This is a genomic window from uncultured Lutibacter sp. (assembly GCF_947495725.1).
Classification (GTDB): domain Bacteria; phylum Bacteroidota; class Bacteroidia; order Flavobacteriales; family Flavobacteriaceae; genus Lutibacter.
The window spans coordinates 195,527-215,000 of sequence record NZ_CANLZZ010000004.1; the positions used below are offsets into that span (position 1 = coordinate 195,527).

Genomic DNA, 19,474 nt, shown 5'->3' on the forward strand with positions numbered 1-19,474 from the left:
TTATGAACAGTAATGATTTTTATAAATTAATGCAAAACACAGCAACAATTGATGCTTTAAAAACATCCCAATTAGATGCCGTTATTAATGAATATCCTTACTTTCAATTAGCCAAAGCACTTCAATTAAAAGGATTAAATAAAACAAACAGCTTTAAATACAATCAGGCTTTAAAAAAAACTGCTGCTTACACTATTGACAGATCTGTTTTATTTGATTTTATTACCACCAAAAGTTTTTCAAAAACCACCACAAACGAGCCAATAATTCTTGAAGAAATTGAATTAATTGAACCAGAAACAATCAAATCGTTTCATAAAAAAATAACAGCTTCTTTTAATGAAAAAAATAAAGAGGTAATTGAAAATTCTAAACCCGAAATTATTTCAGCAGATGAAAAACCTTCTGAAATATTAGAAATTGGAAAACCTCTAAACTTTAAAAATTCAGAACCACATTCATTTAATGAATGGATGCAACTCATATCTCAAAAACCAATAATTAGAAAGGAAATTGTAAAAAAAGAACCTTCTAAACCAAATAAAAAAAGCTTAATAGAAAAATTTATTAAATCAAACCCAAAAATTAAACCTGTAGATAAAAACGCTTTAAATAAAGACATTTCACACGAAAGCTCATCGGAAAACGAAAGCTTAATGACCGAAACTTTAGCTAAAGTTTATCTTGAACAAAATAAATTTGAAAAAGCTATTAAAGCTTACCGTATTTTAAGTTTGAAATATCCAGAAAAAAGTGGTTTCTTTGCAGACCAAATTAAAGCAATAAAAAAATTACAAAAAAAGTAAGTCATGACATATACATTATTTTTAGTTCTGATTATGATAGTAGCATTTTTGCTAATATTAATTATTATGGTTCAAAACCCTAAAGGAGGAGGATTATCTTCATCATTTGGTGGTGGTGGTTCACAATCATTAGGAGGTGTGCAAAACACCACTAATTTTTTAGATAAAAGTACTTGGACACTTTCAATAGTTTTATTAGCGCTTATATTATTATCTAACTTCGCTGCTCCAAAAATAAATGCAGTTGATACAAGTTCAGAAATTGAAAACACAATTGAAAATCGTGAAGTTCAGGATACTCCAGCAGAACCTGTTGCTCCTACTACACAAGATAGTGTTCAATAATAATTACAACATCTAAAAAAAAATGCCAACGTGTCACTCACATTGGCATTTTTTTTTAGTTTTTTTTCTTCAAAAAGTACATTTGTCAGTTTTATTGAATTGGCACACTTTTAGCAAGTTAATTCACCGAATTAATAATTTTAAACCAATTATAAAAATGAGTAAAATTAATATTAAACCCTTAGCCGATAGAGTTTTAATTAAAGCTGTTGAAGCAGAAACAACTACAGCTTCAGGATTAATTATTCCAGATTCAGCAAAAGAAAAACAACAAAAAGGAACTGTTTTAGCAGTAGGTAATGGAACAAAAGATGAACCTATGACTGTTAAAGTTGGAGATACTGTTTTATATGGTAAATACGCAGGTACTGAACTTGTTTTAGATGGTACGGAATATTTAATTATGAGAGAAAGTGACATTTTAGCAATTGTTTAAAAAAACTAATAGTTTAAACTAATAGTAAATATTTATAAAAAATTTAATAACGTAATAAGTGAAAGGGCTTATGTCTAAACACTTATTGTTAAAAAATATAAGAAAAAATGGCAAAAGATATAATTTTTGATATTGAAGCTCGTGACGGATTAAAACGTGGAGTTGATGCATTGGCAAATGCAGTTAAAGTAACGCTAGGACCAAAAGGAAGAAATGTTGTAATTGGTAAAGCTTTTGGAGGACCCGTAATTACAAAAGATGGAGTAACTGTAGCCAAAGAGATTGAATTAGAGGATCCTTTAGAAAATATGGGAGCTCAAATGGTAAAAGAAGTGGCTTCAAAAACAAATGATTTAGCTGGTGACGGAACAACTACTGCAACCGTTTTAGCCCAAGCAATTGTAAAAGAAGGATTAAAAAATGTTGCTGCTGGCGCAAACCCATTAGATTTAAAACGTGGTATTGACAAAGCAGTTGAATCAATTGTTAAAAATTTACAAGAGCAATCGCATGAAGTTGGTAACAAATCTGATCAAATAAAACAAGTAGCTTCTATTTCAGCAAATAACGATGAAACTATTGGAGATTTAATTGCTCAAGCTTTTGAAAAAGTTGGAAAAGAAGGTGTAATTACTGTTGAAGAAGCAAAAGGAACATCTACATATGTAGATATTGTTGAAGGAATGCAATTTGACAGAGGGTATTTATCTCCTTATTTTGTAACAAATGCTGACAAAATGTTAACCGATTTAGAAAATCCTTACATTTTATTATTCGAAAAGAAAATTACAAACCTTAAAGACTTATTACCAATTTTAGAGCCAGTAGCTCAAAGTGGTAAACCTTTATTAATTATTGCTGAAGATGTTGAAGGTGAAGCTTTAGCAACTTTAGTAATGAATAAATTACGTGGCGCATTAAAAATTGCAGCTGTAAAAGCTCCTGGTTTTGGTGATCGTAGAAAAGCAATGTTAGAAGATGTTGCAATTTTAACAGGTGGAACTGTTATTTCTGAAGAAAGAGGTTTAACTCTAGAAAAAACTACTTTAGAAATGCTTGGAACTGCCGAGAGAGTTACTATAGACAAGGATAACACAACTATTGTTAATGGAGCTGGTGATGTTGAAATGATTAAAGCTAGAGTTGCTCAAATTAAAACTCAAATCGAAACAACTACTTCTGATTACGATAAAGAAAAACTTCAAGAACGATTGGCTAAATTAGCTGGTGGTGTTGCCGTATTATATGTTGGTGCTGCAAGTGAAATTGAAATGAAGGAGAAAAAAGACAGAGTTGATGATGCCTTACACGCAACACGAGCAGCTGTTGAAGAAGGAATTGTTGCTGGTGGTGGAGTTGCTTTGGTAAGAACTATTGAAGTATTGAAATCAATTACTACAGATAATTTAGATGAAGTAACTGGTATTAAAATTTTAGCTAGAGCTATTGAAGAACCACTACGTCAAATTGTTGAAAATGCTGGTGGTGAAGGATCTGTAGTTGTTGCAAAAGTAATTGAAGGTAAAGATGATTTTGGTTACAACGCAAAAACAGATGAATATACACAAATGCTAAAAGCTGGTATTATCGATCCTACAAAAGTGACTAGAGTTGCATTAGAAAATGCCGCTTCAGTTGCAGGTATGATCTTAACTACTGCTTGTACTTTAGTTGATATTAAAGAAGATGCTCCTGCAGCGGGAATGCCTCCAATGGGTGGTGGAATGCCAGGAATGATGTAAAAAATTATAACTATATTTTCTAAAACCACTTGATTAAATTCAGGTGGTTTTTTTTGTTAAAACAGTAATGATTTTACAAATTATCATATAGCAAAATATAAATTTTAAGTACTTTTGAAAATAATTTTATTTAAATAGAAAAAATGAAGATTGAAGCGATTACAACTATTGAAGAATGTAGAAACCTTTTAAAAAAGGAAATTAAAACATTTCCAGATTGGCCAGAAAAAGGAGTGAATTTTAAAGATGTTCAAAGTATTTTATTTAAACCTGAACTTGCCATATTAACATCAAAATTTTTAAAAGAAATGCTTCCTAGAGAAGGTTCGTCTAATTTCTCATTTAATAAAATTTTGTGTTTTGATGCTAGGGGATTTCTATTTGGATTTGATTTAGCCAAAGCTTCAAATTCTCCAATGATTTTAGCACGAAAACCAGGAAAGCTTCCAGGGAAAGTTATTACCCAAAGGTTTGAAAAAGAGTATGGTTTTGATGAAATTCAAGTTCAAGAAGGATTAATACAACCAGGAGATAAAATTATAATTCATGATGATTTATTAGCAACAGGAGGAACAGCCGGAGCTGCAGCAGAAATCATTTTAAAATGTGGCGCAGAAATAGCAGGCTTTAATTTTATAATGGATTTATCCTTTTTACCAGGAAGAAAAGTACTTCAAAAATATGTTGATGACCATAAAATAAAAGCTCTGTTAACTTTTTAAGCATAAAAAAAGAGCCTTTTTAAAAATAAAAAGGCTCTTTTTTTATATTTAAATTCAAATTACGCTTTGCATTCACAGCTTCCTGGCTCACAATGTGAACATTCTTTTTCCATTATTGCAGTTTCTTTTTTACAAGTACAATTACCAGGTTCACATTTTGCGCAGGCCATTTCTTTTTGACACTCGCATTTTCCTGCTTCACATTTGCACTCTCCTCCTTCTTTACATTTACATCCATCAGCATGAATAGTATCACTTTCTCCCGATTTTTTCTTTAAATCCATTTTGCATACTGGACAAGATCCTTTTTCTGCATAAGTTTTTCCTTTTTCACAATCCATAGGACATTGAAAATTTGCATTTGAAGCACTTTCCTCCATAGAATGATCGTGACCTTCATGTTTTTCCATTTTCTCACCCTCTTTTTTTGCATCCTTACAAGATGCAAATAAAACAGCAAACGAAAATATTGTAGTTAAAATTAAAATTCCTTTCTTCATTTTTAATGTTTTTAATTTGTTTAATAAGCTTTGTCGCCTAAAATAATAAAAATTACGGATTTCTATTTTTTTATTTTTAATTTTTGGTAATATAATGCTGGTAATAGAACAAATAAAAATAATGGTTGTATTAAAAATCTTCTTACATAAAATATAAAAAGATCATTATGAAGGCTTTTAAAATACAATAAGCAAAAAAGTAAAATTGATAAAACAAAGAAGGAACCAACATAAAACTTTAATACAAAAATTAAAGTATTCAGTTTTTTAAAAACCAAATAAATAATTGCTATTGAAATAACGGTATTTATAAAATATCTTAAAAAAATATTAAAAAAATATATCGAAAAATCTAATTCTGGTATTTGATTTGAAGCTACACTAGATTTAAAATACTCAATTAAAGGGTCGTAAAATAAGGGTTCTAGAAAAGCTCTTACCCCAATTAAAAGAGAAACTAATATTAAAATTAATATAATTCTAACCTGTTTTTTCATCTTTTTATATTTGAAAATTTTTGGACCCACAAAAACCAAAGTAAAAAAGTAATTCCATAAATAATACTAGGAAAAATTATTGAATGCAGCACATTTTGATATTGTGGATATTTATAAATAGCAATAACAATTACCACTATTCTTAAAATATTTACGGCGTAAATTAACAAACTTCCGAAGACTAAATAAATCAATGTTTTTTTTACTCCCGAAGCAAAGGAGACAATAAAAGAAATAAATAAAATAATAATGCTTATGGAATTACATCCTTCTATAATTTTTGCCACAACAACATTATCTACAAATAAATTTATTGATAATTCTGATTGGGATTGTTCAATTTTGCCTTCAAAACCAAAAACATTTAACAAACTGTTTGACTGTTCCGCTACTAATTGAGTAATTGGCGCACATGAAAACACCTCAATAGCTTTTTGATTTTTTGTTAAATAAAACGAGTATAACAAAAATAACAAACTATAAGTTCCAAAAAACTTAACTAAAAAAATTATAACTGTTTTATTATTTTGCACCGAAAGAATTTTATTTTTGCCTAAAATTACAAATTAAAATGAACACCACTCAACTAAAAAAGTCCATAAATAGTATTCTTGAAAAAAATACAAATATTGAAAATACACTTCAACAAATATGTGATTTATTAAAATTAGAAATACCCTATTATGATTGGGTTGGATTCTATTTTAAAAATGGTGATAAAAACGAATTAAAATTAGCCCAGTTTGCAGGAGAACCAACAGAACATACTATTATTCCTTTTGGCAAAGGAATTTGCGGACAGGTAGCGGTAAGCAATAAAAATTTTGTTGTGCAAGATGTAAGTAGCCAGGACAATTATATTTCTTGTGGTTGGAAAGTAAAAAGTGAAATAGTTATACCCATTTTTGTAAATAATGAAAACGTTGGTCAAATAGATATAGATTCGCACTCTATTAATCCATTTTCTAATGAAGATGAGAAATTACTAGAATTTATTTGTGCTGGAGTTGCACAATTATTATAACATTTCACATTGTATTAGTTTAAAAGAAGCTAAAAAAAAGGTTGTATTAAAAATAGTTAACAACCACCTTTTTTAGGTACTAAAAACACTTCGTTTTTCATAAAAAAACAACTTTTTATTATATAAACTTCAATAAAATAAAATTTCTTTCAAAAACAATTACGAATTTGTTGAAATATTTTATTCAATTGTTAAAAAACTCCCTTAAAATTCAATGTAAATTATATTGTTTAAACTGTTGATTATTATTAGCTTTGCGCCACAGCAATAAATCAACTTATAAACATAATGAAAAGAGCAAAATCGGCATTAATTTCTGTATTTCACAAGGATGGATTAGGTCCTATTGTAGAAAAATTAAATGACCTTGGTGTAACTATTTATTCTACAGGTGGAACTGAAACTTTTATAAAAAATTTAGGAATTGAAGTGGTTCCTGTTGAAGATTTAACTTCGTATCCTTCAATTTTAGGTGGACGTGTTAAAACTTTACACCCAAAAGTATTTGGTGGAATTTTAAATAGACGTGATAATGAAGGTGATCAAGCACAATTAAAAGAGTTTGAGATTCCTGAAATGGATATTGTAATTGTTGATTTATACCCTTTTGAAAAAACAGTTGCAAGTGGTGCCTCTGAACAAGATATTATAGAAAAAATTGATATTGGAGGAATTTCTTTAATTAGAGCTGCTGCAAAAAACTTTAAGGATGTAATATGTGTTTCATCAATGGAACAGTACGACGAGTTTTTATCTATTATTTCAGAAAATAATGGAGCAACAACTTTAGCGCAACGAAAATCATTTGCGGCAAAATCGTTTGCAGTTTCAAGTCATTACGATACTGCAATTTTTAATTATTTAAATGATGACGAACCCGTTTTTAGACAAAGTTTTAATGTTTCTAAACAATTGCGTTATGGAGAAAACCCACATCAAAAAGGATTTTTCTATGGAAATCTAAATGAATTATTTGATCAACTACACGGTAAAGAACTTTCGTTCAATAATTTATTAGATGTTGATGCAGCGGTAAATTTAATTAAAGAGTTTAAAGGAGAAGCACCAACTTTTGCAATTTTAAAACATAACAATGCTTGTGGGTTTGCTCAAAGAGAGACATTAGCACAAGCTTATTTAGATGCTTTAGCTGGTGATCCAACTTCGGCATTTGGAGGTGTATTAATTGCAAATAAAGAAATTGATGAGGCAACTGCTAAAGAAATTCATAGCTTATTTTGCGAAGTTGTAATTGCTCCTTCATACTCTGAAGCGGCTTTGCAAATTTTAAAAGGAAAGAAAAATAGAATTCTTTTAGTTCAAAAAGAAGTTGAATTTCCAAATATTAGTTATCGAACAGCACTTAATGGAGTTTTAGCTCAAGAGCCAAATAATATTACAGATACTAAAGAAGGTTTAAAAAACGTTACAAAAAGAATTGTTTCTGATTCCGAAATTGAAGATCTATTATTTGCATCAAAAATTTGTAAACACACAAAATCAAATACTATAATTTTAGTAAAAAATAAACAATTGTGTGCTGGAGGAACTGGCCAAACAAGTAGAGTTGATGCTTTAGAACAAGCAATTACAAAAGCAAAAACTTTTAATTTTGATTTAAAAGGAGCTGTAATGGCTAGTGATGCTTTTTTCCCTTTTCCAGATTGTGTAGAAATAGCAGGAAAAGTTGGAATAGAAGCTGTAATTCAGCCGGGAGGTTCAATTAAAGATCAATTATCAATTGATTATTGTGATGAAAATAATATTGGAATGGTTTTTACAGGAACACGTCATTTCAAACACTAATTTTAGTAACTTTGAAAGGTTACATATAAAAATTTAAAAAAAATAAAAAAATATGGGTTTTTTCGACTTTATGACCGAAGACATTGCCATTGATTTGGGAACGGCCAACACATTAATAATTCATGATGGTAAAGTCATAGTTGATGCTCCTTCAATAGTTGCTCGAGATAGATCAACAGGAAAAATAATTGCAGTTGGTAAAAAGGCCAGTTTAATGCAAGGAAAAACTCATGAAAATATAAAAACAATAAGGCCACTTAAAGACGGTGTAATTGCAGATTTTGAAGCTTCGGAACAAATGATAAAAGAATTTATCAAAAATATTCCAAGTATAAAAAAACGTTTTTTCACTCCGTCTTTAAGAATGGTTATTTGTATTCCTTCTGGAATTACTGAAGTTGAGAAACGTGCCGTAATAGACTCTGCAGAACATATGAATGCCAAAGAAATATACTTAATTCATGAACCAATGGCAGCAGCTATTGGTATTGGTATTGATACTATGCAGCCAAAAGGTAATATGATAATTGATATTGGAGGTGGTACAACTGAAATTGCTGTTATTGCTTTAGGAGGTATTGTATGTGACAAATCTGTAAAAGTAGCTGGTGATGTATTTACCGCTGATATAGCATATTATATGCGAACTCAACATAACTTATATGTAGGAGAACGTACTGCAGAAAAAATAAAAATTCAAATTGGTGCTGCTACAGAAGATCTAGAAACTCCTCCAGAAGATATGCTGGTCCAAGGTAGGGATTTATTAAGTGGAAAACCAAAACAGGTTCAAGTTTCGTTTAGAGAAATTTCTAAAGCCTTAGATAAATCAATTTTACGTATTGAAGATGCAGTTATGGAAACTTTATCTAAAACTCCACCAGAATTAGCGGCAGATATTTATAACACAGGAATTTATTTAGCTGGTGGTGGATCTATGTTGCGTGGATTGGATAAAAGATTATCAAGAAAAACAGACTTACCTGTATATGTTGCCGAAGATCCATTAAGAGCAGTAGTAAGAGGTACAGGAATTGCTTTAAAAGATCTTGAAAAATACAAAAACGTTTTAATGAAATAACACCTACTAGAGTTCTATTTAATATATGCAGCAATTAATTTATTTCATTAGAAAATTTAGATATTTTCTGCTATTTATTCTACTAGAAGTAGTTGCGTTTTTTTTTACAATTCAACATCACTCTTATCACAAAAGTAAGTTTGTAAATTCGGCAAACTCCATTACTGGAGGGATATATAATACTACTAATTCAATAAATGAATTTTTTCAATTAAAAAAAGATAATCGACAGTTAATTGAAGAAATTACTAATTTAAAAAACACTGTAATTATAAATAATTTATCTATTGAAAAAGACAGTTTTAATATAAATAAATCGGAAAAATTTAGACAAAAATACCAATATACTTTTGCCAAAATTATTAATAATAATTATACCAAAAGAAATAATGTTTTAACTATTGATAAAGGAATAAAACAAGGAATAACATCTGATTTAGGTGTAATAAATAGTAAGGGAATTATTGGCGTTACCAAAAACACCTCAAATAATTATACAACTGTTCTTTCAATTTTAAATAACAATTCTAAAATTAATGCACGTTTAAAAAGCAGTAATCACTTTGGAACATTAATTTGGAATGGAAATGATTTTAATATTCTTCAATTAATTGATATTCCTAGACAAGCAAAACTAAAAGTAGGAGATACAATTATAACTGGTGGAAAATCGGCTATTTTTCCTGAAGGAATTAATATAGGAACAATAAAAGATTTCTCCTTTGAAAATAACCAATACAAAACTATAAATATTGAATTATTTAATGATATGAGTAATTTGGGTTATGTTCAAATAATTAAAAACCTTGAAAGAACCGAACAGTTACTCTTAGAAAAAGAAAATACAAATGACTAATTTAGTACTAAATAATTCAGTTCGCTTTCTGGGGTTAGTGCTTTTACAAGTTCTAATACTCAATAATTTAAACTTGTTTGGATTTATAAATCCAATGGTTTACATAATTTGGGTTATTTTATTTCCAATAAGAAAAAATCAAAGTACTTTTTTAATTTTAAGCTTTTTATTAGGTTTAACCGTAGATTTTTTCTCAAATTCAGGTGGTATAAATGCTGGTGCAACTCTTTTAATTGCATATTTAAGACTTCCAATATTAAGAGCTGTATTAAAAAAATATGATTTCGATTTTTTATTATTTAATTTAAGAACCATTTCCTTTGGAAAAGCCTTTTTATTTATAAGTATCTTAACCTTAATTCATCACGTCACGGTTTTTAGTTTAGAATATTTTAGTATCAATTCGTATCAAACAATAATTTCTAACACAATTTTAACAAGTATTTTTACAATAATTTTAAGTATTTTAGGTATTATATTATTTACAAAAAAGAAATAAATGAAAAGATCAGGATTATTAGCCTTTTTAATTATTCTTATTGCAATAATATTTATAAGTCGATTGTTTTATTTACAAATACTAAATAATTCATATACAATTCCCACCTTAAATAGTTCAGCAGTAAAAGTAACCTACGATTACCCTGAAAGAGGCTATATATACGATAGAAATGGAGTGCTTTTAGTTGCCAATCAGCTTTCATATGATATTATGATAATTCCGCGAGAGGTGAAACCTTTAGACACTTTAGATTTTTGTAAATTATTGAAAATCACAAAAGAAGATTTTATAAAAAAATTTGAAAGGGCAAAACGCTATTCAACAAGAATTCCATCCACATTTTTACCTCAATTATCTAAAAGTGATTATGCCTATTTACAAGAAAAAATGCATAAGTTCAAAGGCTTTTACATTATTAAAAGATCTTTAAGAGAATACCCCTTAAATTCAGCCCCAAATGTACTTGGATATATTAGTGAGGTAAATGAAAGAATGATAAAAAACAATCCTAATTATCAATTAGGAGAATTAATTGGAACTGCAGGAGTTGAAGTAACTTATGAAGAAACTTTAAGAGGGACAAAAGGTGTAAAATACATACAAAGAGATAGGTTTAATAAAGAAATTGGACCCTATAAAAACGGAATCTACGATACTCTTCCAGTGCCAGGAAATGATATTACTTTAACCTTAGATAGCAAACTACAACAATATGGAGAAGCCTTAATGATTAATAAGCGAGGTGGAATTGTCGCTATAGAACCATCTTCTGGAGAAATTTTAGCACTTGTTTCCACTCCTACTTTTGACCCTAATTTATTAGTAGGAAGAGAAAGATCTAAACAATTTTCTAAATTATTTTTAGACACCATAAGTAATCCATTATTAGACAGAGGATTACAAGGAGAATACCCTCCAGGCTCACCATTCAAAGTAATTACGGCACTGGCTGCACTGCAAGAGAATGTTATTACTACTACCAGTACCATAAAATGTTTTGGAGGTTACCGTTATGGTTCGGGAAAAGGAGCATTTATGGAATGTCATTGCGGAACGCACGGCAGTCCTGTAGAATTAAATAAGGCTATATACAGATCGTGCAATAGCTATTTTTCAAATGCTTATAGAAAAACTATTGAAAAATATCCAACAGCTCGTGAAGGTATGGATGTATGGAGTAATCATGTAAAAAGTTTTGGACTAGGAAACTATTTAAACAATGATTTATCAGTTGGAAAAAAAGGACTTGTTCCTGATGCTAATTTTTACAATAAATGGTATCCTAATTCGCGGTGGACAGCAACGTACAGTATTTCAAATGCCATTGGCCAGGGCGAAGTATTAACAACACCTATACAACTTGCTAATATGACTGCAGCTGTAGCTAACAGAGGGTTTTATTTCACGCCACATATTGTAAAACAAATTAAAGATAAAAAATTAGACGAAAAATATACAACTCCAAAATATACTTCTATAGATGAAAAATATTTTGAACCCGTAATCGAAGGTTTGTTTAATGTATTTGAGAACCCAAGAGGAACAGCAAGCTGGTCAAAAGTTAAAGGAATTGAAATTTGCGGAAAAACAGGTACAGCAGAGAACCCTCACGGACAAGACCATTCCATATTTATAGCATTTGCACCAAAAGACAACCCAAAAATAGCCATTTCAGTTTTTGTTGAAAATGGCTATTGGGGATCACGATGGGCAGGTCCTATTGCTAGTTTAATGATAGAGAAATATTTAAAAGGAGAAACTATTAGACCTTGGAAAGAGCAAGAAATGTTTAATGGTAGTTTACAAGAAGAATATAATAAACAACTAAAAGAAACAACTGAAATTGAGGAGTAGAAAAACTAACATATTTTATGGAATAGATTGGCTATTAGTTTTATGTTATTTCTTACTCATTTTTGTGGGTTGGCTTAACATATATTCTGCAACTATTACAAATGAAGATATAAGTATTATAAATTTCTCAACCGAATATGGAAAACAACTTGTTTGGATTTGTCTAAGCATCCCAATAATACTATTAATACTACTTTTTGAAGCAAAATTTTATGAAAAATACGCTTCGCTTATTTATTTAGTGAGCTTACTATTTTTAGTGGGATTGTTTGTTGTTGGAAAGAATATAAATGGAGCCACTTCTTGGTACGATTTTGGAGTTTTTAGCCTACAACCTTCAGAATTTGTGAAAGCCGCTGTGGCATTAGCAATTGCTAAATTAGTAAGTGAAAAACAATTTAACTTAAATAAAATAACAAATCAAGCACAGGCCCTATTAATTTTATTTATTCCAGCCACTTTAATAACATTACAACCAGATCCTGGATCTGCTTTAGTCTATTCGGCATTTGTATTTGTTTTATATAGAGAAGGACTTCCTTTTTATTATATTACTATTGGATTTATTGCTGCATTCTTATTTGTTGCCACCCTATATTTTGGTTTCTTATATACATTATTGGGCTCTTTTTTACTGTTTTTAGTAATTCTATTATATTTTGTTTTATACAGAAAAAAGGCACTTAAAAAAGGTTGGATGAAAATTTCTGGTATATTTTTAATTTCAGCTTTATTTATTTTTAGTGTTAACTTTGTTTTTAATAATGTTTTTGAACAAAGACACAGAGATCGATTTAATATTCTGCTAGGAAAAACTACGGATGTTAAAAGTATTGGTTATAATACAAATCAATCTGTTATTACAATTGCTTCTGGAGGAATGACAGGTAGAGGATTTTTGGAAGGAGAACGAACTCAAGGAAATTTTGTTCCTGAAAATCAAACAGATTATATTTTTACCATAGTTGGTGAGGAATGGGGGTTTATAGGTAGCGTGGTTGTAATACTATTGTTTGTAATTTTCTTACTTAGAATTCTTCAAGTTGCAGAGCGTCAAAAATCCAAATTTAGCCGAGTTTATGGATACAGCATCGCAGCTATATTTTTTACTCATTTCACTATAAACATAGGTATGGTAATAGGAATATTGCCAACAATAGGAATTCCTTTACCTTTTTTTAGTTATGGAGGCTCCGCTTTATGGGGTTTTACCGTGCTTTTATTTCTTTTTATTAGATTAGATGCCAACCGCTCCTACGAATGGTAATAGTACAGTTTTTAATTTGTTTTAAAAAAAAGCATTTGTAAATCGTAAAAATGAATGCCTTTTTTGTGCTTAACTAAAGATCTTATAATACTTCAACTTGTTTTGCTAACAACTTAAGAATACCTTTAAAAATATTACATCAAATCTGCATTCATTTGCCGTACCTATTAAGTTGGGTTTGCCTTATAGGTACTTTTTGCGCTCATATCCCTTTTTTATCAAGTTTAGATAACAACCAATCTAATTAATCGTAATTGTAAACTATTTGCTTTGATATAAATAAAAAACGTTTTACAAAAAAAAAGCATCCATAAAAATGGATGCTTTCTTTTATAGTTTTTAATTAAAAAACTTATAATGCCGCAACTTGTTTTGCTAATTTAGATTTTAAATTACTAGCTTTATTCTTGTGAATAATATTATTCTTAGCTAATTTATCTACCATAGCAACAACTTTTGGAAATAACTCTTCAGCTTCCTTCTTTTCAGTTGTAGCACGTAAGTCTCTTACAGCATTACGTGTAGTTTTATGCTGATACTTGTTTCTTAATTGCTTAGCGCGATTACTTCTAATTCTTTTTAAAGCTGACTTGTGATTTGCCATTATTAATTCTTTGTTTAATTTTTTGTAGTCCGTAGGGGAATCGAACCCCTGTTACCAGGATGAAAACCTGGCGTCCTAACCCCTAGACGAACGGACCATTATTGTTTTTCGATGACATTATTTCGTCATTGCGGATGCAAAAATACAACTATTTTTCAATTCGCAAAACTTTTTTCGAAAAATTTAATAAGATTTTGCAAATAATACTCTTTGCATTGACTTAGCCCCCGAAAATACACACTTTCCTTCTTCAATTTTATTATCTAAAGGAATACATCTTATAGTTGCTTTTGTTAATTCTTTGATTTTATCCTCTGTTTCTATTGTGCCATCCCAGTGTGCAGAAACAAAACCTCCTTTATTTTCAATAACATCCTTAAATTCATCAAAAGTATCAACTACTGTTGTATGTTCAGTCCTGTAAGCAATGGCTTTATTAAATAAATTCTCCTGAATATCATTTAACAAACCTGTTACAAACTCAACTACATCATCTTGAGATACAGTTTGTTTCTCTAAAGTATCTCTTCTTGCAATCTCTACTGTATTATTTTCTAAGTCTCTTTTTCCAATAGCAATTCTAACTGGAACTCCTTTTAACTCATATTCTGCAAACTTCGCTCCTGGTCTGTAGGTATCCCTATCATCAAATTTAACTGAAACTCCTTTGGACCTAAGTTCTTTTACAAATACATCAACTTTTTCCGAAATGGCTTCTAATTGCTCTTCTCCTTTATAAATTGGAACAATAACAACTTGTATTGGTGCCAATTTTGGAGGTAATACCAATCCGAAATCATCCGAATGCGTCATAATCAAACCTCCTATCAATCGGGTTGAAACACCCCAAGAAGTTGCCCAAACATATTCTTGTTTTCCTTCTTTTGAAGTATATTTTACATCAAAAGCTTTAGCAAAGTTTTGCCCTAAAAAGTGAGAAGTACCTGCTTGCAACGCTTTTCCATCTTGCATTAAGGCTTCAATGGTAAAAGTTTCATCTGCGCCTGCAAAACGTTCACTTTCAGATTTTGCTCCTTTAATAACGGGCATAGCCATAAAGTTCTCTGCAAATTCAGCATAAACCTTTTGCATTAGCATTGCTTCTTTAAGCGCTTCTTTTTTGGTTGCATGTGCTGTATGGCCTTCTTGCCATAAAAATTCAGCTGTCCGCAAAAACAGACGTGTACGCATTTCCCAACGAACTACATTTGCCCATTGATTAATAAGTAAAGGTAAATCTCTATACGATTGAATCCATCCTTTATAAGTATTCCAAATAATTGCTTCGGAAGTAGGACGTACAACTAATTCTTCTTCTAACTTAGCTGCAGGATCAACACGAAGCTTTCCCTCATTATCAGGATCATTTTGCAATCTATAATGTGTAACAACTGCGCATTCCTTGGCAAATCCTTCTGCATTTTTTTCTTCTGCTTCAAATAAACTTTTTGGCACAAACAATGGAAAATAGGCATTTTCATGACCAGTTTCTTTAAACATCCTATCCAATTCTGCTTGCATTTTTTCCCAAATTGCATATCCGTATGGCTTAATTACCATACATCCTCTAACGGCCGAATTTTCAGCTAAATCAGCTTTAACAACTAACTCGTTGTACCATTTGGAATAATCTATTTCTCTCTTTGTTAAATTCTTACTCATAATAAAAGTTTGGCATAAATATTGCATCTTTTCTAATGGAAAATGCTAATTTCGACAAAATTAGTTTTTTTTAAATAGTTAACAATAAAAATTTTAATTGATTATGGAAGTTTCAAAAATCTTAAATCGAAAAGGCTCACAAATAGCTTTGCTTTTATTGCTGTTTGTTAGTTTGTATTCTTGTGGTACCTATCAAAGTGCTTATAACTATGATGATGACGGTATTTATGCTTCTAGTAATCAACAATACAATAATGAAGATATAGTTGTAGTAGATAAGCAAGAGTTTGATAAAAATTATTTTTCATATAAACTTGAAGAAATTCAGAATGTAGGTGAAGAGGACATTTTTACAGACATAGAAGAGTATTATTATGATGACACTTATGAAAATGACTCGATAAATTCTAATTATTATGAACCTTGGGAACATACAAATAATGTAACTATTAATGTTGACTCTGGATTTGGAAGTATGGGTTACTATTGGCATAATCCTTTTTATTACGATTATTCATATAATTATTTCCCATTTTATTACAATTATTACAGCCCTTGGAGAAATTATCGTCCTTGGGGTTATGGATATGGATTTGGATTTGGAAACGGGTTTGGATTTGGAAATGGCTTTTATGATTATCCTTTTTATGGTGGTTTTTATGGCAATTATTATCCTTATAGATATTCTCCTTTTGGATATTATGGCTACAATAATTATTACCCATATAATTATGCTCGAAACAGTTTTAATAGATATGATTCGTATGGTAAAAGATCATCTTACAATACAAACTCTAGAAGAGGAACTTCAAATAACTCAACCATAAGTAGAAGATCTAGTACATCTAGTGCTAACAAAAACCTTAATTCTACATCAACAAGAAGATCATCTTCAACAGCAAGAAGAACTAGATCTAGCAACCAAAATATAAATTCTAGCAGTAGAAATTACAACAGAACTCCTTCGAGGTCAACAAATGGCGCTTCTCAAAGAAGTTACACTCCAAGTCGTTCGTATCCAACAAGACAATCATCTTCATCAAGAAGAAATACATCTTATAATTTTAGTCCATCAACAGTTAGATATTCTTCTAATAATGTAAGAAATAGAAATGTTAATGTAAATTATGTACCTAAAAGTAGGTCTACATCAAATTCAAGAAGTGTTTCTGCAAATTCGAGTAGAACAGCTTCAAGATCGTCTAATTCGCGTGCAACAAGAAGTTATTCTCAGCCAAGATCGAGTAGTTATTCTTCTAGCAGTAATTCTAGATCATATTCTACTCCTAGTTCATCAACTTATAGTTCATCGAGCTCATCTAGTTCATCCTATTCTAGAAGTTCGTCTTCTGGATCGTCTTCACGAGGAACATCAAGAAGGCAATAATTAAAAAACGTATATAAAATACTTAGCATTATGAAAAAAATATTTTTAGCTGCAATAATATGTTGCATTGCGTTTATTTCAAACGCTCAAACATTAGGATATAATGATATTGGTGTTCTGTTTTCAAAGGAAAAAATTAATGGAACAGCACGCTACAATGCTATGAGTGGAGCATTTGGTGCATTAGGTGGAGATTTATCTGCAATGGAAGCAAACCCTGCGGGAGCAGCTGTTTTTATGAAAAGTGAGTTTTCTCTATCATTTGGTATTAATGATAGCGAAACTTCATCTAATTATTACGGTAATAGCGTATTAACAGACAATAGTAATTCTGATATTACACAAGCTGGAGGTGTATTTGTTTTTAAAACCAACAATAGAGGATCTGATTGGGGAAAAATTGCATTAGGGTTTAATTTTGGAATTGCTAACGATTTTGAAGATTTCTGGATTGCTAACGGAAATAGCAACTACCCTACTTGGATTGATGATGCAAATGATATAAATATTGCTTATTTAAATTCAACAGGCCAGTATTTCGAAAATTTGACCAATGGAAAAAACAATAAGTACTCATTTACTTTTGCTTCAGAATATAACAATAATTTATACCTGGGAGCTTCTATTACTACTTACGATATTGAACATTATCAAAGAACTTTGCTAGAAGAAAATAATAATGATGGAAACGGAAATAATTTAGATGCATCTTTAATTCAGGAATTATATACCTTTGGAGATGGTGTTTCGTTTAATCTTGGTTTAATTTCTAAACCAAGTGATAATGTTCGTTTAGGTTTAGCATACCAATCTCCAGTTTGGTATAATTTATCAGAAGATTATTTAGACTATGATGTTGAAGTTTACTACAGTAATACAAATGAATTAATTTCGGATTTCTCAGGTATTAGTGCTTTTGACTACAAATTAAAAACACCTAGTAAACTTACGGGTAGTTTCGCTTACATTTTTGAAAAACAAGGTTTAATAAGTATTGATTATATTTATAAAAATTATAGCAATATTAAATTAACAAATGCCGAATTTTCAAACGAAAATAATAGCTTTAAAACAGATTTAGAAAGTACTGGTGAATTTAGAATTGGAACCGAATGGCGTTTTGACAACATTTCACTTAGAGGTGGTTATTATTTAGAAACTTCCCCTTATAAAAACGCATTAGAAACGGATAATTTAGAAGGGTTTTCACTGGGAGCAGGTTATAAATTTAGAGGAGGAAAAATTGATATTTCTTATCAAAACAGCTCATATACTGCCCCATACAATTTTTACCCACAATACAACACAATAGATGCTGCAGAATTAAACATTGATAATTCGAAAATTACAGCCACCTTAGTTTTAAATATTTAAATTTATTTACACATAAATAAGAACGTCTCCGTAAAAAGAGACGTTTTTTCATTTTTATGAAAAACCTAAATTTGTTTTAGTACTTTTGCACAAATAAATAAAAAAAATGAAACCAATTTCTTTAACAATAAATACAACAACATCTGAAACTATTATTAAGCTTACTTCTACTAGTGTTTTAACTAGTGGTAGCTACGAATATAATAATGTAGACGAAGCAAAAAATTCACCTTTAGCACAACAACTATTTCATTTACCATTTATTAAACGCGTTTTAATATCTGCTAATTTTATTGCTTTAGAACGATTTTCAATTGTAGAATGGGCAGATGTGCAAGAGGAAGTTAAAGAACAAATTGAAAGTTATTTAAACAATGGTGGTGAGTTATTAATTGAGGAACAACCTAAAAAAATAATTCCTGTTGAAGTTTATTCTGAAGTAACTCCAAACCCAGCGGTATTAAAGTTTGTTTCTAACAAAAAAATAGTTGATCAAGATTTTGAATTTAAAAACATAGAAGAAGCCAAAAACGCTCCTTTAGCTACAGAATTATTTAAATTCCCATTTATAAAAGAGGTATTTATTTCGGAAAACTATGTTTCAATAACTAAGTTTGACATTGTAGAGTGGAGCGAAATTACAAACGAAATAAGAGGTTTTATAAAGCAATTTATTGCTGAAGGTAAAACAATTGTGGAAAAAAGCACACAAACTTCGGCAGTTGATAAAAAAGATATTGAAAATAACAACACAGATGATTTAGATGATGTTTCTAAACAAATTATTGGAATTTTAGATGAATATATAAGACCTGCAGTTGCTGCTGATGGTGGAAACATTTTGTTTCAATCATACAATTCTGAAGAAAAAATTGTAAGTGTTATTTTACAAGGAGCTTGTAGTGGTTGTCCTTCCTCAACAATAACTTTAAAAAATGGAATTGAAAATATGTTAAAACAATTAATTCCTGGTAAAATTGAAGAAGTTGTTGCTGTTAATTACTAAACT

At 29.9% G+C, this 19,474-nt stretch carries 20 protein-coding genes and 1 tRNA gene; 15 read left to right on the top strand and 6 right to left on the bottom strand.

The annotated features are described in order from the left end of the window. The first annotated feature begins 2 nt into the window (after positions 1 to 2). From Q0776_RS10465 to Q0776_RS10485, 5 genes are all read left to right on the top strand, one after another. Entirely contained in the window at positions 3 to 806 is an 804-nt protein-coding gene (locus tag Q0776_RS10465) for a hypothetical protein (protein ID WP_298367870.1), read from the top strand. Between the two features lie 3 nt (positions 807 to 809). Beyond that, positions 810 to 1,151 (top strand): preprotein translocase subunit SecG, encoded by a 342-nt coding sequence (secG, locus tag Q0776_RS10470; RefSeq protein WP_298367873.1) that lies wholly within the window; start codon positions 810 to 812, stop codon positions 1,149 to 1,151. A 157-nt stretch (positions 1,152 to 1,308) separates the two neighbouring features. Next, positions 1,309 to 1,587: a co-chaperone GroES gene (locus Q0776_RS10475; protein ID WP_298367874.1), complete on the top strand. Its 279-nt coding sequence runs from the start codon at positions 1,309 to 1,311 to the stop codon at positions 1,585 to 1,587. A 107-nt stretch (positions 1,588 to 1,694) separates the two neighbouring features. Continuing rightward, positions 1,695 to 3,329, top strand: coding sequence for a chaperonin GroEL (gene groL, locus Q0776_RS10480; protein ID WP_298367877.1), 1,635 nt, complete (start codon positions 1,695 to 1,697; stop codon positions 3,327 to 3,329). A gap of 143 nt (positions 3,330 to 3,472) precedes the next feature. Next, positions 3,473 to 4,051 carry an adenine phosphoribosyltransferase gene (locus Q0776_RS10485; RefSeq protein ID WP_298367879.1) on the top strand — a complete coding sequence of 193 codons (579 nt, stop codon included), beginning with the start codon at positions 3,473 to 3,475 and terminating at the stop codon, positions 4,049 to 4,051. Between the two features lie 59 nt (positions 4,052 to 4,110). Here the strand turns inward: Q0776_RS10485 and Q0776_RS10490 are convergent, their stop codons facing one another. The 3 genes from Q0776_RS10490 to xrtF all read right to left on the bottom strand — a co-directional run bounded on the left by Q0776_RS10490 (position 4,111) and on the right by xrtF (position 5,581). Next, positions 4,111 to 4,551 (bottom strand): heavy metal-binding domain-containing protein, encoded by a 441-nt coding sequence (locus tag Q0776_RS10490; protein ID WP_298367882.1) that lies wholly within the window; start codon positions 4,549 to 4,551, stop codon positions 4,111 to 4,113. A 62-nt stretch (positions 4,552 to 4,613) separates the two neighbouring features. Next, positions 4,614 to 5,048 carry an exosortase F system-associated protein gene (locus Q0776_RS17815; RefSeq protein WP_366139221.1) on the bottom strand — a complete coding sequence of 145 codons (435 nt, stop codon included), beginning with the start codon at positions 5,046 to 5,048 and terminating at the stop codon, positions 4,614 to 4,616. After that, a complete protein-coding gene (xrtF, locus tag Q0776_RS10495; protein ID WP_298367885.1) occupies positions 5,045 to 5,581 on the bottom strand; it encodes an exosortase family protein XrtF in 537 nt (178 codons plus the stop codon). Before xrtF ends, Q0776_RS17815 begins: the two co-directional genes overlap by 4 nt. A gap of 38 nt (positions 5,582 to 5,619) precedes the next feature. Between xrtF and Q0776_RS10500 the strand changes: the two genes are divergently transcribed. The 7 genes from Q0776_RS10500 (at position 5,620) to rodA (ending at position 13,438) form a co-directional block, all read left to right on the top strand. Beyond that, complete coding sequence (locus tag Q0776_RS10500; protein WP_298367888.1) at positions 5,620 to 6,072, top strand: GAF domain-containing protein; 453 nt, start codon at positions 5,620 to 5,622, stop codon at positions 6,070 to 6,072. A 288-nt stretch (positions 6,073 to 6,360) separates the two neighbouring features. Then, positions 6,361 to 7,878, top strand: a complete 1,518-nt coding sequence (purH, locus tag Q0776_RS10505; RefSeq protein WP_298367889.1) for a bifunctional phosphoribosylaminoimidazolecarboxamide formyltransferase/IMP cyclohydrolase — start codon at positions 6,361 to 6,363, stop codon at positions 7,876 to 7,878. Between the two features lie 52 nt (positions 7,879 to 7,930). Continuing rightward, positions 7,931 to 8,959, top strand: a complete 1,029-nt coding sequence (locus Q0776_RS10510; RefSeq protein ID WP_298367891.1) for a rod shape-determining protein — start codon at positions 7,931 to 7,933, stop codon at positions 8,957 to 8,959. Positions 8,960 to 8,984: 25 nt separating this feature from the next. After that, positions 8,985 to 9,815, top strand: a complete 831-nt coding sequence (mreC, locus tag Q0776_RS10515; protein ID WP_298367894.1) for a rod shape-determining protein MreC — start codon at positions 8,985 to 8,987, stop codon at positions 9,813 to 9,815. Beyond that, on the top strand, positions 9,808 to 10,314 hold the full coding sequence (mreD, locus tag Q0776_RS10520) for a rod shape-determining protein MreD (protein ID WP_298367897.1): 507 nt from the start codon (positions 9,808 to 9,810) through the stop codon (positions 10,312 to 10,314). The genes mreC and mreD overlap by 8 nt, the downstream gene beginning before the upstream one ends. After that, the gene (mrdA, locus tag Q0776_RS10525) at positions 10,315 to 12,171 is read left to right on the top strand and encodes a penicillin-binding protein 2 (protein ID WP_298367900.1); all 1,857 of its coding nucleotides are present in this window, start codon (positions 10,315 to 10,317) and stop codon (positions 12,169 to 12,171) included. It begins immediately after the preceding gene. Continuing rightward, entirely contained in the window at positions 12,161 to 13,438 is a 1,278-nt protein-coding gene (gene rodA / locus Q0776_RS10530) for a rod shape-determining protein RodA (RefSeq protein WP_298367903.1), read from the top strand. Before mrdA ends, rodA begins: the two co-directional genes overlap by 11 nt. Before the next feature lie 352 nt (positions 13,439 to 13,790). Here the strand turns inward: rodA and rpsT are convergent, their stop codons facing one another. From rpsT to proS, 3 genes are all read right to left on the bottom strand, one after another. Then, positions 13,791 to 14,042 carry a 30S ribosomal protein S20 gene (rpsT, locus tag Q0776_RS10535; RefSeq protein ID WP_298367906.1) on the bottom strand — a complete coding sequence of 84 codons (252 nt, stop codon included), beginning with the start codon at positions 14,040 to 14,042 and terminating at the stop codon, positions 13,791 to 13,793. 25 nt (positions 14,043 to 14,067) lie between these two features. Next, positions 14,068 to 14,139: transfer RNA gene (locus Q0776_RS10540), tRNA-Glu, on the bottom strand. 86 nt (positions 14,140 to 14,225) lie between these two features. Next, the gene (gene proS, locus Q0776_RS10545; RefSeq protein WP_298367908.1) at positions 14,226 to 15,704 is read right to left on the bottom strand and encodes a proline--tRNA ligase; all 1,479 of its coding nucleotides are present in this window, start codon (positions 15,702 to 15,704) and stop codon (positions 14,226 to 14,228) included. 103 nt (positions 15,705 to 15,807) lie between these two features. Here proS and Q0776_RS10550 point away from each other — a divergent pair, with 103 nt between their 5' ends. From Q0776_RS10550 to Q0776_RS10560, 3 genes are all read left to right on the top strand, one after another. Next, the gene (locus Q0776_RS10550; RefSeq protein ID WP_298367910.1) at positions 15,808 to 17,091 is read left to right on the top strand and encodes a hypothetical protein; all 1,284 of its coding nucleotides are present in this window, start codon (positions 15,808 to 15,810) and stop codon (positions 17,089 to 17,091) included. 30 nt (positions 17,092 to 17,121) lie between these two features. Next, positions 17,122 to 18,465, top strand: coding sequence for an outer membrane protein transport protein (locus Q0776_RS10555; RefSeq protein ID WP_298367911.1), 1,344 nt, complete (start codon positions 17,122 to 17,124; stop codon positions 18,463 to 18,465). A gap of 106 nt (positions 18,466 to 18,571) precedes the next feature. Beyond that, complete coding sequence (locus Q0776_RS10560) at positions 18,572 to 19,471, top strand: NifU family protein (RefSeq protein WP_298367914.1); 900 nt, start codon at positions 18,572 to 18,574, stop codon at positions 19,469 to 19,471. Positions 19,472 to 19,474: the final 3 nt, after the last annotated feature.

Coding starts and splice junctions, on each gene's coding strand:
- rpsT (WP_298367906.1), bottom strand. CDS start 14,042: ATGGCAAATCACAAGTCAGCTTTAAAAAGAATTAGAAGTAATCGCGCT.
- Q0776_RS10555 (WP_298367911.1), top strand. CDS start 17,122: ATGAAAAAAATATTTTTAGCTGCAATAATATGTTGCATTGCGTTTATT.
- Q0776_RS10550 (WP_298367910.1), top strand. CDS start 15,808: ATGGAAGTTTCAAAAATCTTAAATCGAAAAGGCTCACAAATAGCTTTG.
- Q0776_RS10490 (WP_298367882.1), bottom strand. CDS start 4,551: ATGAAGAAAGGAATTTTAATTTTAACTACAATATTTTCGTTTGCTGTT.
- purH (WP_298367889.1), top strand. CDS start 6,361: ATGAAAAGAGCAAAATCGGCATTAATTTCTGTATTTCACAAGGATGGA.
- Q0776_RS10465 (WP_298367870.1), top strand. CDS start 3: ATGAACAGTAATGATTTTTATAAATTAATGCAAAACACAGCAACAATT.
- proS (WP_298367908.1), bottom strand. CDS start 15,704: ATGAGTAAGAATTTAACAAAGAGAGAAATAGATTATTCCAAATGGTAC.
- secG (WP_298367873.1), top strand. CDS start 810: ATGACATATACATTATTTTTAGTTCTGATTATGATAGTAGCATTTTTG.
- mreC (WP_298367894.1), top strand. CDS start 8,985: ATGCAGCAATTAATTTATTTCATTAGAAAATTTAGATATTTTCTGCTA.
- mreD (WP_298367897.1), top strand. CDS start 9,808: ATGACTAATTTAGTACTAAATAATTCAGTTCGCTTTCTGGGGTTAGTG.
- Q0776_RS10560 (WP_298367914.1), top strand. CDS start 18,572: ATGAAACCAATTTCTTTAACAATAAATACAACAACATCTGAAACTATT.
- Q0776_RS17815 (WP_366139221.1), bottom strand. CDS start 5,048: ATGAAAAAACAGGTTAGAATTATATTAATTTTAATATTAGTTTCTCTT.
- Q0776_RS10500 (WP_298367888.1), top strand. CDS start 5,620: ATGAACACCACTCAACTAAAAAAGTCCATAAATAGTATTCTTGAAAAA.
- Q0776_RS10510 (WP_298367891.1), top strand. CDS start 7,931: ATGGGTTTTTTCGACTTTATGACCGAAGACATTGCCATTGATTTGGGA.
- mrdA (WP_298367900.1), top strand. CDS start 10,315: ATGAAAAGATCAGGATTATTAGCCTTTTTAATTATTCTTATTGCAATA.
- Q0776_RS10475 (WP_298367874.1), top strand. CDS start 1,309: ATGAGTAAAATTAATATTAAACCCTTAGCCGATAGAGTTTTAATTAAA.
- Q0776_RS10485 (WP_298367879.1), top strand. CDS start 3,473: ATGAAGATTGAAGCGATTACAACTATTGAAGAATGTAGAAACCTTTTA.
- groL (WP_298367877.1), top strand. CDS start 1,695: ATGGCAAAAGATATAATTTTTGATATTGAAGCTCGTGACGGATTAAAA.